The sequence below is a fragment of the Flavobacterium nitrogenifigens genome, assembly GCF_003254565.1.
Classification (GTDB): Bacteria; Bacteroidota; Bacteroidia; order Flavobacteriales; family Flavobacteriaceae; genus Flavobacterium; species Flavobacterium nitrogenifigens.
In genome coordinates, this window is sequence record NZ_QJRI01000168.1 from 57,595 (window position 1) to 72,260 (window position 14,666).

Sequence of the window (14,666 nt, forward strand, 5' to 3'; positions counted from 1 at the left end):
AGTAATAGTTAGTTTAATTTCGTTTTCTCTGCTTCAGATTTTCCTAGCAGATTTATAATGTCTTTTTTTCTTTCTTCTGGAATCACTTTTAAAACCTTCAATTCGCCATTTACGAGTTCGGCTTCAATTGTTGTATTTTGTTTCGCATGTAATTTAAAATGTACATTCCATTCTTTTGGCCACGCTGGAAAAAGATAGATTTTTCCGTCTGCTTCCTGCAAAAGCATTTCTTGCATGCCAATCATTCCCGATCCGCCCCAATTATGATCTGGAACCCAATCAAATCCGGGTCCCCAAAATGCTGGAAAACGTCTCTCTGAATTCGCCATTTTCATGGTATTGTATTTTGCTGCTTCATCTGTCAATCCCAAACGAGCCGAGAAAATATTGTCTTGTTTCCAGCCAATATGACTTCTAAATTTTAAAGCATCAGGATCGTACTTCCATGTATTTAAAGCCGTTTCTAAATCTGGTTTTCCAACACCGTAAATTCCCCACGGATAAACAGGATACAATTGCGGAACTTCCGAATTATTAACTCTTTCCCAAGTTTTAGCAGGAAGTAAAACTTTATGATTTTCAATCTGCCCAAAATTCAAAGGCGGAATCCTAGTTTGAAATGCTTTTAAATATTCTGAGTCTTCTTTTGACAATTGATTCCCTGAAAGGTTTAAAAGACTTTCTGTAATTACTTGTAAAGCCGAAATTGTGCTATTGGCATTATTCGCCATTTTATAAGTTTCTGCTCCCGAACCCGGAAAAAGAATTAATTTCCCGTTTCCGTCCAAAGCTTTTCTGCCTCGTTGTTTGGCTAAATATTGATAATGTTCATCAAAAAAACGAAGACAGCTAATGATGAATTGGTTGTATTTTTGAATGTCTTCTCCAGCATATTCTTTTTGCTGTAACATCATTTGGCAGAATTCTAAAACGGTATCCCATTCATATTCCAGCCACGCATTATATTCCATTCCCGGATCGTAATCTGCGGGACGTTTCCATTCGTATTCAGCTGGATTTGGAAGTCCAAAGTTTTCTAATTGTTCTGTGAAAGATGCTCCGTTGTGTTTCCAGTAAACTTCGCTTCTTAATTCAGCATTTTTTTGAAGACTTACGTAATAATCCAATTGTGATTTCATCATATCAAAATCACCGCTTTTTACCATCGGAAAATAAACCAATCGCTGGTTTTGAGCCGTCATCGTTCCTCCACCCCAATTTCTGAAATCAGGCGCAAAATTCAGGTCTTTATTCGTGTAAACGGGATCAACCGTAAAAAGTCCGCCATTGAATTTCGTTGGATATTTCCCGTACGCATTGCATCCGAGCATGTATCGAAACAACTGATAATTTTGTCCGATTTGATAAACCGAATCTTTAGCATTCGATTGATTTTTTTGAGTGAAAATAAAACTACGATTCCAGAAATTATTCCACCATTTTTGAGTGTTTTTTTCGGCTTGTTTCGCTGTATTTTTATTGGCTGAAATCAAATTCTTCAATCCGTTATTCCAAGTAGAAAAATCAGATTGATCGGTGTTTAAATAAATTTCTAATGCATGTTTTTTGGATGGTTTTATGCTTGTTAAATTAAACCCTTTAAAATCGGTATCCTCATATTTTCCAAGATACGTTCCATCTGGCTTTAAGTTATCTCCTTTAATGAATCCGCCGAAAGTCAAATTCGCAATCGGGTTCAGCATTTGGTCTTTAACCGATTCCATTTTCTGCTGTTTAACGGCTACATCAAAAACGGTATTTTCTCTGTTTCTGTGGTAAAATTTGATTCCATTATTTTCAAAAGCAATAGAATCTTTATACATAATAAGTTCTCCTTGGGGTGCCCATTTATAAGAATTGGCATTGTTTTCTTTTCCTTTCGGATAACGATTTTGATAACGCCAGCTTTCATAAGAAGCTGTCATTTTAATTGAAGTTTTACTTTCTAAATCAACATGAATAATGGGTTTAAAAACGTCCACCCAAAGTTTGATTTTAGTGTCATTTTGCCCAACTAAAACATAACCATCTTTGAGTTTCAATTCCTGATAAAACCCTTCTTTTCCTTCAAATGGATTTGGTGTTAAAGTAACTTTTACACGACCTAATTTCAATAAAGTATTATGTTCATCAAAAGTGCCGCTTCTTGAAAAATAAAAATACAAATCGCCTTTCTCTACCCATACATTCATACCAATATCACCGCCGCCCAACGGCATAGATTCTGATGAATTACTGCTTTGCGTATTCCACACTTGGTTGTAATCATCAAGCATGGGAATTTGCGCTTTGAGGCAAAGCGTTGTGAAGAGAAGTATGTATTTTATGTATTTCAATTTATCTGTTTTTTTTTAGTCTTACTTGTCATTCTGAGGAACGAAGAATTACACTAGAAACTTCGCATAGAATGTCTTAAATCTTTGTCGATTTACGAGTGTGATTCTTCGTTCCTCAGAATGACAAACTAGGTGTCAATTCACAATTAACCATTAACAATTAACAATTAACCATTAACCATTAAATTACCATTCGTCTGTTCTAAATGAAGAAACTGGCAATCCTCCTGCACTAAACAATTCCGCTTTCGTGAAATCTTTCCACAAATAACGAACAGCAACTGGATTCTTTACTTTATCAGAAGTCAGAACCACAGATTTTCTTCTTACCACAGTTTTCGCTGGATAAAAAACTTTGTCTGCTCCTGCTATTTCAAAACCTAAAACTTCTTTATCGTACGATGTAATTCCGTTTGCAACATCATCAAAAGAAATTGTTACAGCACCATCTTTTATTTCCATCGATTTGTATTTCGGACTTTCGAATTCGAAACCTTCAATACCGTACGTTCTTGCTAAAGCCTGAAAAGCCAATCGGTTTCCACCTTTTTCCTTGTCCATTGGGTGAATGTTGTTTTCTTCCCCAACATCCATTAAAACTGCCATTGCTGAATTCGGAATTTCCTTTGAAGCTTTTAATTGCGCCTCTCTCAAATAAGCTGAATTGTATTTTTCTAAATAATCTTTTGGATGAAATGAAGCATAATTGAAAGGTGCAATCTGAGCGTAATAAAAAGGGAAATCTCCCTGATTCCACAACGTTCTCCAACTGCTGACCATTTTCTTCATTAAAGCGGTATATTCAGAAGCCCTTTCGTAATTTGATTCTCCCTGATACCATATACAGCCTTTGATTCCGTAACCAATTACAGGAGAAAGCATTCCGTTAAATAAAGTTGTTGGAACACGATTTGGATCTTTTGCCAATTCTTCTTTTGTAGTTGGGATTTTAGCGCTTGCAAAATCTTTCAGCATTTCCTGATTCATCCAAGCTTCCATGCTAGAACCGCCGTAAGAAACATGAATCAAACCAACCGGAACATTTAAAACCTCCTGCAAAAGCGAACCAAAATACCAAGCTGTTGCACTAAAATTAGAAGTCGATTTTGGAGAAGCTTCTTCCCATTTTCCTTCAAAATCTTGTAAAGGTTCCAAAACTGTTGCTCTTGGAATTGTGATCAAATGAATGTTTTTATTGGTCGATCTTACTATGATTTCATTTCCGTTTTTAACGGGTTGTCCTTGAAATCCTTTTAATGGCATCTCCATATTCGATTGCCCTGAACAAAGCCAGACTTCACCCAGTAAAACATTTTTGATGGTTACTTTTTCGTTTCCTTCCGAGACTTCAATCGTGTATGGGCCGCCAAAAGTGGAAGTCTGTAATTCTGTTTTCCATTTTCCTGAAGCATCTGCCTTTACTTTGTAGGTTTTAGCATCCCACGAAGTTTTGATTACGACATTGGCGTTCTTTTCTGCCCAGCCCCAAATTGGTACGTTTGATTTTTGTTGCAACATCATATTGTCAGTGAACAATGCTGGCAGTTTGATTTTGGCATTGATTTGAAAACTCACTAAAAATGCAATTACAATAACAAAAATTTGTTTCAAATTCTTCATTCTTTTATTCTTTAAATTCACAAAAGATGTGTCGCTCCGCTGGAGCTAAACTATTCTCTTCCTAATTAGTTTCTATAAATATTTCGCTCTTCCAGAGCTTTTTTTTATCTTTTCTAACGACATACATTCTTTGAAATAAATACATGTTTTTAAATTTCTTTTCAATAAATAATCCGATCCTACTGAACAAGTCCCAGAGGGACGAAATATTTATAGAATAAACAACACCATCATACAAAAGCTCCAGCGGAGCGACATATTCTTTACTCCTCTTTTAAAATCGTTATGGGCCCAAATAACCCTGCTTTCAACAACAGTTCTCCTTCTAATCGAAATGGCGCTGTTGTCCACGTTAACCTTTCTTCTTTTGGTAATTTTTGATCACCAATTAATCTATTTGCCCAAGTATTTGTAACTTTAATTTCTATTGAATTTTTTCCTTTTTGTAAAGCTTTTGAAATATCCGTTTTGAAAGGAAAAGTCCAAAGCGTTCCACAATCTTTTCCGTTGATTTTGATTTCGGCTATATTGGCAATTTCGCCTAAATCCAGCCAGATTTTATCGGTGTTTTTTCCTTTCCAAATAAACTCTTTTTTATAAACCACGGTTCCTGAATAATACTTAATCTGATCATTATTAGAAGTGCTCCAATCAAAAAGTTTGTTTGTTTTTACCACTTCTTTCGGACCTTTAAATTCTGGATCAAATTGCAATTCCCAACTTTCATCTAAAGTTTGAACTTTTTCAAATTCAGATGATTTTCCTTTTGCTAAAACTTCTTTCGTCTCTTCTTTAAAAATCACAAAACCAGACTCGTTTGCCTCTAAAGCTATCGAAACAATTGTTCTTCCGTTTTCTATTTTCCAATTGGCTAAAGCCGAAGTTTGATCTGTTACAGGATTGTACCATTGCGGCACTTTTCTTGAAATTCTAAACGAAGCATTAAATGTTCTTTTTTCTGCTTTCTGATTTGAAATAAAATAAATATCTTCAGTATCCGATTTACGATGCGCCCACGCTAATGTTTCTGAATCGGCTCGGTTTAAATTTGGAAAATAAACGTCTTGGGTGATTCCGATGGAAGCAAAATCATTTCCTAAATACGGTAATTTAATAACTGTTCCTTTTCCGATTTTCCATGTTGAAGAATTGTTGTTATTCCAGATTTCATCAATTACACTCTGCCATTTCTTTTGATCTGATTCTGATTGAATTCCTGGCTGAATAGTTGGTTTTTCATCTACAAAAATCGTAGCTCCGTCTTTTAGCAATTGTAATATTCTCTCGGCAGAAGCCAGAGACAAAATCTTATTTGGCGACATTTTATGACTTCCTGGGAAGAATAAAGCACCATATTCAATTCCGCCATCAAATGAAATTTTTCCGTTTACTACTTTCGCTCTATTAATTAAAACATCAGCATTGAAAGAATCATATTGATATCCATTCAACGGATTAATCCATTGTGATAAATCGGTTATATTTTTAGAATAGGTCACTTCTTTTGGCATTTTTGCCGTTGGCTGACCTTCATTTTCTAAACGGATTTTCTCGCTTTCCAATCTTTCTTTTCCGAAAACATTCGGAATAAACGGCACTAAACGATCTGGAACAAAAGAACGTGAAGGAAAATCTTCTCCAATAAAAACCGCCAAATCAATTACAGGTTTTCCTTTTTGCAATTGAAACTGCACTCTCTGACAATAATCAAACCAAGCTTTTCCGGGTTTCCACCACGTTTGATCTCTTTGAAAAAAAGTTCCGATATCATCTAAAGTCATTCCCGGTTTTCTATCTGTCCACGGATTATGAACAAAAACATGGTAGAACAAACGGTTGATTCCTAAAGCATAATTGCGGTCTGCTGTCGTTTTTAGATTTCCGGGATGTTCGTTCCAATCCATTCGCAAAGCCGTGAAAGATTCTGCCTGAATGATGTCTTTCCCATAAATATGTCCGCCCGAAATGGCATCGACCATATCAAAAGGTTTGTCGTGTGTTGGGCTTTTCAGCCAAAATTCACCACCTGGATAATCGACATATTTATAATGCAATAAAGCATCGCTCATCATGGTTGGCGCAACATTTTCTGAACTTAATTTAACGTTATTTTCTTTGGCGATTTGCGCCACAGTTCCATAGAAATTATCGGCAACTAAATCGGCAATTGTTTTTCTAACATCGTATAAAACTTTCTCTGAAAAATCGGCACTTTCTACAGGAATTCCAGCCATTACAGGCAGATAATCTACAATATCATAACCACGTCTCTTTTTAAATTCAGCCTGAAAAACCGAAGACCAGTTTTGGCTTCCACATTCCCAGCTGTCAAAATGAAGGATTTCCAGAACTTTTGAAGCCAATTCTGGCCCAACAGAACGAACGGCTTCTCCAAACCAATGATCCAATTGAAAACGAATTAATTCGGGATTAAATTTATCAACTTCCAATCCTTTTCCTGCTCCGCCAGTGGCATTTTCATGCCCTGTCGAAGTATGTCCCATTCGGATAATTTTCCATTTCCCTTTTGGCGCTTTCCAGTTCAGGTTTCCATCGGCATCCACAAAATTCGAAATATTAATGATTTCTGATTTTTTGAATGCCTCAGAATTTGGAATTTCTTTTTCAGTAGTTTGTGGAGTCAAACGCCAAATTGCTCCTGACTTTCCTTCATAATTATTTATTAATGATTGATTTGAGAGTATAATTTTACTCACTTTCAGATTCTGTTTCCACTTTGCAAAATCCAAATCTTCTGCTCCAGGTTCTGTCCCTTTTGGATCGTAAACAAATCTGAAATATTTTGCTGTAACTGGCGTAATAGTATGTGTATTGGGGAAATCCATATCCTGCCAGCCGTGACGTGGTGCGATCATTCTATCGTGGAATCTAAAATTAACTCCATCATCACTCACTTCTACAATCAGGCGCTGTGCCTGAAAATCTCTTCCTTTGGTTTCAATTACAATAGATTTGCAGGTAAAAGGCTGTGCAAATTCATACTGAATCCATCCTGCATCGGCAAACTTGAAATTTTCGTCTTTTTTAGGATCCGCCAAAAACGAAGCATCGGTATTGTTTGATGTCGTTACTTTTGGCAATTGCATTTGCGAAGTGATTTGGTATTCCTTAATCGGAATAGCAAAAGTGGCAATGTCTTTATAATAATCTTTGTAATGTTCTGGAACTGGCAGTTTTAAAGCCGCTTTTTTTCCGCCTAAAATTTCAGTCGTTGACCAGACTACTTTCTGCATCGACTTTTCTGGTGTAATCCAAGGCCCACCTGCAACGGCAAATCCGTCTGCTCCGTGAAAAGCCAGTTTTAATCCTAAACGATCTGCTTCTTTAAAAGCCCAATGAATCATATCCCAAAATTCAGGCGTCAACTGTAAAACTGGCGGATCTATCAATGGCGGATTTACTGGTCCTTTAATGGTCATTAAATAAGCGCCTGCAATTCCAGCTTGTTTCATCGCTTCTAAATCGGCTGTAATTCCGGGTTTAGAATACGCAGATTTCATCCAATACCAATACACCCAAGGTCTTGAGGATTCTAATGTTGGTTGAAAATTGGTTTCTTTTTTATGGATTTCCTGTGCAGAGACGATGCTTGCAAAAAGAAGGATAAAAAAGAGGTGTTTTTTTTGAAACATTATTCTTTGTTTTATTTCGTTTGTAAACCCGACAGGTTTTTGAAACCTGTCGGGTTTGATATATTATTTGTTATTAAAACATAGCCAATGGTTTCAACCATTGGGACGCATCGTTATTTAACGACACGTTTCCCGAGGTTGAAACCTCGGGCTATGTTTGATAACCTTTGTGGAGTTTCTTGCGAAGATTTCCCCTTCGTCGAAATGACAAACGTTATCTTTAATCTTTAGTTTTTAATTTAAAAATTATCAATTATCAATTATCAATTATCAATTATCAATTATCAATTATCAATTATCAATTATCAATTATCAACTAATATTTAAACTTCTTCAAACTACTTTCCAATTCATTCTTCGAACCGCTGAAAGGCGTCAAATAAAAACTATACTCGTAATTTCCAGATTTAATCTGATATTGCTCTAATGGCTGTGCTACAATCGTCCAGCTGTCGTTTCCTCCCACTCCCATTTGGATTAAATCTATGTTCAGCGTTAAAAATCCTGGATCTTTCAAATCGTATGTATGACCAGATGAGCTTAAGTTTTCCTGTGTATACGGCCATGCACTCATGCTTAAAACTTTGGTATCGTTTACTACTAAAAATCCGTTATTTTTCTGCGGAGTACTTAATGCCATCCATCTTATATCACATCTGTTTCCGTTTTCTTGTGGTTTTGGATAATGTTCGATAAAATCATTTATTGGAAGCGAATATTTCCCAACAAACGAACCAAAACTTCTGTCGCTATAATTTTCTAATTCGCCTTTTCCGTACCATGAAATCTGATCGAATTTTCTCTGAACTCCCATCTGCATTCCGATTTTTGGAATGTTTGGCAGTTTGTTTGATGCTTTTAAACTATAATCTACTTTTATTAATCCGTTTGGTAAAATATTATAGATCACTTTTACGCTCGCACTATCTTTTATAACTTCATAATCGCTTGTTATTTTAATTTCAGAAGCTGATTTATCAATTGAAATCTTAACCAATTTTGGTTTTGCTTTATACCATTGTTTCAACAACTTTTGCGATTTCCAACCACGTTTGTCGTTATCTGTAAGTGGTCTTACGAAGTTCGGAAGCAATGGTGCAAAAACTTGTTCTTCTCCATTGAAAATATAAGAACTCAAAGCTCCGTTTGTTTTTCCAATTGTAATATCAAAAGTTTTTCCTTTGATTTTAAAATCTAAATCTGATTCAGAAACGTTCAGCGTTTCTTTTTTCGATTCTGGAGAAACAACTTCTTTCTTTTTCAATATAAACTGATCTTCAGCGACAGCGTAACCTTTTGAAGCCCAAAGTTCATCTTTTGAAAGCTGGAATTCTATATTTAAAATATATTCGGCATCGGCTTTCATTTTTGGAAGATAAGAACTGATATCTAATGTTGTTGATTGTCCTGCTTCTACTTTTAACGGTTTTAAAATCTGAGTTTTGATTACGTTTCCGTTTTCCAAAACTTTTAAAACCGGAATATAACCTTCTAAAGACTTAACCGCCTGACGATTTTTAATTTCTATTTGATTTCCGTTTAAAGTCGAAATCGCTGGCTGATACACCCATTTATTCTCAAAAATCGAACCTTTTGGTTTTCCGTAAGAATCTACAATTCCTTTGGTATTGAAGTTCCCGTCATGGTATTTCTCGCCAAAATCTCCTCCGTGAGCAAAATAATTCTGACCTGATCTGGAATCGAATTTCACAATTCCCTGATCTTTAAATTCCCAAATACAACCTCCGATAACTCTAGGAAGCGAACGGAATTCATCCCATAATTCTTTTAAATTTCCAACCGAATTTCCCATCGCATGCGAATATTCCACAAAAATAATCGGACGAGTATCTTTCTTTTGATCAACTAAAAATTTCGGTGTGAAAATGCCCGGATAAAAACGGCTCACCATATCGACATACGAATCATCCTGCGGATTTTCGAATCGATACGCGTGATCGATTGTTTTTGGATATCCCGGATCAAGCGGATCAATATATCCGTCTAATTTGGCATTTCCCTGCGCTGGTTCGTAATGAACTGGACGTGTTATATCGAAATCATGAACCCAGCCCGACATTGCAGCATGATTCGGGCCTTTTCCTCCTTCGTTTCCTAAACTCCACATCACAACAGACGGATGGTTTTTATCTCTTTCAACCATTCGAATCATTCTTTCCATATAAGCATTTGTCCACAGTGGATCGTTGCTTAATTTCCCGCCAATTCCGTGTGTTTCCTGATTGGCTTCGTCCATAACCATGATTCCGTATTGATCACATAATTCGTAGAAATAAGGATCGTTTGGATAATGACTTGTACGTATAAAATTGAAATTAAACTTTTTAATCGTGGTAATATCTTGTTTGATATCTTCTCTTGTAACGGCTTTTCCTCTTGTTGGATGATGATCGTGACGGTTTACACCATAAACATATGTTTCTTTTCCGTTGATGAGCATTTTTCCGTTTTCTTTCGAGAATTCAATCGAACGGAAACCAACTTTACAGCTTTTGGCTTCGGTAACATTTCCGTTTTTATCTTTTATGGAAATGACCATTGTATATAAATTCGGTTCTTCTGAACTCCATTTTTTAGGATTTTTAATGGTTTCTTGGAAGAATCCGAAACGAACATTGTCCAGACGAGGATAACTTTCGTTGATTAAATCAATTACAGGTCTTTGAAGCGGTTCTTTGAAGATGGCAGTATTATTGGCATCGTACAACTGAACGTTCATAGTGTAATCTTTGATTTTTGCTCCAGTTAAATTTTCAACTTTCGGACGCAGTTTAAAAATAGCATCTGTGTATTGTTTGTCTAATTTGGTTTGAACAAAGAAATCCTGAATACGTAATTTCGGCTCGGCCATAATAAAAACTTCACGCTGGATTCCGCTCATACGCCAATGATCCTGATCTTCTAAATAAGAACCGTCTGTCCAACGAATTACACGAACAGAAACTACATTTTCTCCTGCTTTTAAATAAGGCGTAATATCAAATTCTGATGGCAGAAAACTGTCTTCGCCATAACCTAAAAATTCTCCATTTAACCAAACTTCAAAACCTGAACTAACGGCTCCGAAATGTAATGTCACGGTCATATCTTTCCAGTTTTCGGGAACCGTAAAACTTCTTTGATACGAACCAACTCCGTTATAATCTTTAGGAATATAAGGCGGATTTATGGGTCTAAACGGATAAACGGCACTTTTGTAAATTGGATTATCGTACCCTTTCATTTCCCAGTTAGAAGGCACTTCAATTTTATCCCATCCTGAAACGGTGTTTTTATAGAAATCTTTTGAAGCTTCTTTCAGATTCACTGCATATTTAAAATTCCAATCGCCGTTTAGCATTTGGATTCGGCTTTTGGTTCTGTCGCCTTTTAAAGCGTCCTCAACACTTGCATATGAATAGGCCGTCGCTCTTGATGGCTGTCTGTTGATGCTTGTAATTGTTGGATCTTCCCACGGAGCAAATTCGTATTTTTTATGCAATTCGGGAACACCCGCCGGTTCTCCTGTTACGGATTGTGCGTTTGTGTTAATTGTGAATAGTAAAATGTAAAATGCATACGTCAAAAATCGTAATCTGAAAAATGGATTGTTATAATTTGATTTTGATGTAAACATTGTTTCTATATTGTATTTCATTATTATTTAATTCAATTGTCCCTACAGGACAAACAATAAATGCGTTAATATTCTCTTCTACCGACGAGTGCCTCCTAACGGAGTCATTTCAGTTGGGAGTATTAAGTTATTTCATAACTCATAACTCATAACTCATAACTCATAACTCATAACTCATAACTCATAACTACTTTTTCTTTTTCTCCGGCGGAGCCACAAAATTCAATTTGCTTTTTCCTAAATCTTTAGATGTTGCAATGGCAATTCCTCTTTGTTCTGCTTTGTTAACGGCGCAGTAAAAATGATACACAACCCCATCATGTTTTACGACAAATGATTTATGTGCAAACAAATCATCGTATGGTTCAGATGATTTAACTAAGTCATCGCCTTTCCAATCTGTCCAGTTTACTAAATCATTTGACACTGCAAAACGGTTAAATGCACCTTGATTCCAACCCGACCAAAAAGCTCCAAAATAGAACATTACCCAAGTATCATTAATACGCTGAATATAAGCATCTCCCGAAATTCCTATATGATGGTTGATTAATGGTTTGTCGCCATAACGTTTCCAGGTCTTCATGTCGTTTGATACTGCCATCGCAATACGCTCAGCACCTTTCGCAGGATTGATACTATCGCCACGGGCATTGTAATACATGATAAAATTGTGTCCTGTAACTTTGTCTTTATCACGAATTACACTGTTTTTGTACATCGTACTATTATCCCACCATTTGGCGTCTTTGTCTTTTGGCGTTAAAACCGGATTTTCTAATCTCTGAAATTCGTGTGGTTTTGTCGGCGCTTCTTTGGTGTATGCCATTCCGATTGATAAAACGCCTGCTTCATAACCTTTGCTGTCTCCGCCAAAATAACTCATCCAGTATTTGTCATCGTACTTTTCCCATTCGTAGCTTCCGCCCCAAGTCAGATCTTGCAACGAAATATATCCTGCTTTTTGGTTGACATCCCAATGTTTTTCATTTTCTGAGAAAGACATTACTTTTCCCAGATGTTTCCAATCTAAAAGATTGTCGCTTTCTGCTAACCAAGTTTCATAACCTCTTCCGTCGTAAATTAAATACGTCATGTACCATTTACCATCTTTTCTAAATACACTTGGGCAATCCATTTTGTATGAGTTATCGGTAGGAACCATTACCAAACCGTATTTATAAGGCGTTTTGATTTCTTCGTAAATCTCCTGCATTACGCTATCGGTAATTTCTCTTTTCTTGTATTTGGTTGCACAGCTGGTTATGGCAAGTGCTGAAATGGCTACGATTAGATATTTAATTTTCATTTTTTGGTTATGTTTTGTTTGCTTTTGCCACGAAGGCGCTATCCCGATAGCTATCGGGACTAAGTTTATTTTTTCTTTGCGCCTTTGTGTCTTTGCGAGATTAATTCTAAGCTTTATTTATAGCTCTCGCAAAGTCGCTAAGTCGCAAAGTTTTTTTATTTTTCTCCCGGAGATTCTGCAGATTTAGCTGATTTTTTTTATCTGCTTGATCTGCAAAATCTGCGGGAAACTTTAATTTATTTCTTTAGTTCAAATTAAATAAGATCTGTGCAAATCAGCGTTTTTACGAAGTAAATCCGTTTAATCCGCGTTCTATTTATGCTCAATTATTTCTTCAATTCTCTTAATTTAGATTCCATTACATCTTTATTCAATTTTACCTTGACCATTCCTGTTGGGTGAAATCTTCTTTTCAAATCGATTGCATTGTACACTATTGTGTAAACGTCATTCCCTTCCGGGATTAGACAAAGCGGAGTTCTCATAATATCCCACCATTTATCGACTTTGGTTTCTATTGGTAAATAATGTGCTTCTGCCCAATTAATTCCATCTGCTGATAATGAATACGCAATCATATTCGGTAAATGATGTCCCCAGCCGTCTGGGCCTCCGTCGAAAATGGCGATGTACATTCCGTTTGGTAATTGGCTCACAATTGGATTCTCAACAAAAAGCGGATGCATGGTTTTAATGGGTTCCAAACCTTTATTCATTCTCAACCAAGGGCCTTCTAAACTTTTGGATTCGGCTAAAGCTACAAACCAGCCTTTTCCTGATTTCTTCGGATAATCTGCCCATGAATTGAATGGGTACGCACCGCTATAAAATCCGAAGTATTTATCGCCAACTTGATACGGAAAAAACGAAGCAACACCCTGACGACCCTCCCAAGGTTGGGAATCCAATCCTGGTTCCATAATGATTCCCATATCTTTATACGGTCCGCCGATTCCGTTGATTCCATCCACAGTTGATTCACAACGCCAAATTCTTCCGAATGAATGATTTGGTTCTATTTCTTTACTTACCGTGTACGCCAAATAATAGCCGTACCATTTGTTTGCTTTTTCGTTGAAAATTGGCATATAAGACCAAATAGCTGCACGACGATCATTCATTGGATTATCGTCATCTGTAACGGCATAAGTTCCGCTTGCTTGGTAAATTGTTGATTCTCTTTTCCAGTGAATTGCATCTTTACTTGTCCAATGTCCTATTTTGGTTTTTACACGGTCATAATAGTAATCAACACCTTTTTCGCCTGCTCTTTCGGTTGGAAACATATGATACATATCGCCAACTTTAACCACACGTCCGCCTTCAAAACCTCCCTGAATTCCTTCTGTTCCAGACATTCCTTCATCTATAACCGGTTTGTTTTCTCCGCCGATAATTTCGAAAAGTGGTTTTTCATCTGAAAATCCTTCAACGATAAAAGTTGGATTCCAAAGTTTTCCGTCTGGTAATTTAGCATCTCTCGCATTCAACTGCTGGTCGCTTTTCAAAACTCCCAAAACAGCAAATAATCCTTTTTGATTTGGCAAAATAGTGTGAGTTCCTTTTCCGTACGGAATTGCATAAACACTTACCGGTGGTAAACCTGTAATTGTAACTCCATTTTCAAGAATCTCATTATTATTTCCAATTTGATTTGCTTGTAGATATTCCGCATTTTTATCCTGAAAAACACCAATTAAAACCGTTACAGGCTCTTTAAACTTTAATTGTAATGGAGTATTTGTTCCATTTTTATATTTATCTAAAGGAAGTTCAATCCCCGTTAAACCTTGCAATTCTGGAGCTAAACGAACAATATTGTGTTTGCTTCCTGAAAATACATGAGCGTATTGTGTCGTTTTGAAAGTTTTGTAGTTTGATTTTACAATTTCAAATGATGCTGGTTTCCATGCGGTGTTTTGTGCTGTAGCTTGGATGCAGGCGGTTAATAGCATTAAGAATACTATTTTTAATTTGAAGCTGTATTTTGTGTTTTTTGAAAACATTGGTTTTTTATTTTTATTGACTTTTATTCCTTCTTATGCATTTCCCCCGATCTTGTCATTTCGACGTAAGGAGAAATCTTCATTTGCTGAGCACGCTTTTAAGAT

General features: G+C 36.3%; 6 protein-coding genes. All 6 read right to left on the bottom strand.

The window, feature by feature from the left end:
- Positions 1 to 8: 8 nt before the first annotated feature.
- Positions 9 to 2,336: a DUF5703 domain-containing protein gene (locus DM397_RS23785; RefSeq protein WP_162615469.1), complete on the bottom strand. Its 2,328-nt coding sequence runs from the start codon at positions 2,334 to 2,336 to the stop codon at positions 9 to 11.
- A gap of 186 nt (positions 2,337 to 2,522) precedes the next feature.
- Positions 2,523 to 3,956 carry a sialate O-acetylesterase gene (locus DM397_RS06540; RefSeq protein WP_239457809.1) on the bottom strand — a complete coding sequence of 478 codons (1,434 nt, stop codon included), beginning with the start codon at positions 3,954 to 3,956 and terminating at the stop codon, positions 2,523 to 2,525.
- A gap of 263 nt (positions 3,957 to 4,219) precedes the next feature.
- Positions 4,220 to 7,609, bottom strand: a complete 3,390-nt coding sequence (locus tag DM397_RS06545) for a glycosyl hydrolase (RefSeq protein WP_111376762.1) — start codon at positions 7,607 to 7,609, stop codon at positions 4,220 to 4,222.
- Positions 7,610 to 7,925: 316 nt separating this feature from the next.
- Positions 7,926 to 11,267, bottom strand: a complete 3,342-nt coding sequence (locus DM397_RS06550) for a glycoside hydrolase family 2 TIM barrel-domain containing protein (protein ID WP_239457810.1) — start codon at positions 11,265 to 11,267, stop codon at positions 7,926 to 7,928.
- Between the two features lie 166 nt (positions 11,268 to 11,433).
- The gene (locus tag DM397_RS06555; RefSeq protein ID WP_111376763.1) at positions 11,434 to 12,555 is read right to left on the bottom strand and encodes a glycoside hydrolase family protein; all 1,122 of its coding nucleotides are present in this window, start codon (positions 12,553 to 12,555) and stop codon (positions 11,434 to 11,436) included.
- 326 nt (positions 12,556 to 12,881) lie between these two features.
- Positions 12,882 to 14,561 (bottom strand): glycoside hydrolase family protein, encoded by a 1,680-nt coding sequence (locus DM397_RS06560; protein WP_111376764.1) that lies wholly within the window; start codon positions 14,559 to 14,561, stop codon positions 12,882 to 12,884.
- Positions 14,562 to 14,666: the final 105 nt, after the last annotated feature.

Bases quoted from the DNA above. Each gene is read 5' to 3' on its own strand.
- DM397_RS06540 (WP_239457809.1), bottom strand. From the start codon at position 3,956: ATGAAGAATTTGAAACAAATTTTTGTTATTGTAATTGCATTTTTAGTG.
- DM397_RS06545 (WP_111376762.1), bottom strand. From the start codon at position 7,609: ATGTTTCAAAAAAAACACCTCTTTTTTATCCTTCTTTTTGCAAGCATC.
- DM397_RS06550 (WP_239457810.1), bottom strand. From the start codon at position 11,267: ATGAAATACAATATAGAAACAATGTTTACATCAAAATCAAATTATAAC.
- DM397_RS06555 (WP_111376763.1), bottom strand. From the start codon at position 12,555: ATGAAAATTAAATATCTAATCGTAGCCATTTCAGCACTTGCCATAACC.
- DM397_RS06560 (WP_111376764.1), bottom strand. From the start codon at position 14,561: ATGTTTTCAAAAAACACAAAATACAGCTTCAAATTAAAAATAGTATTC.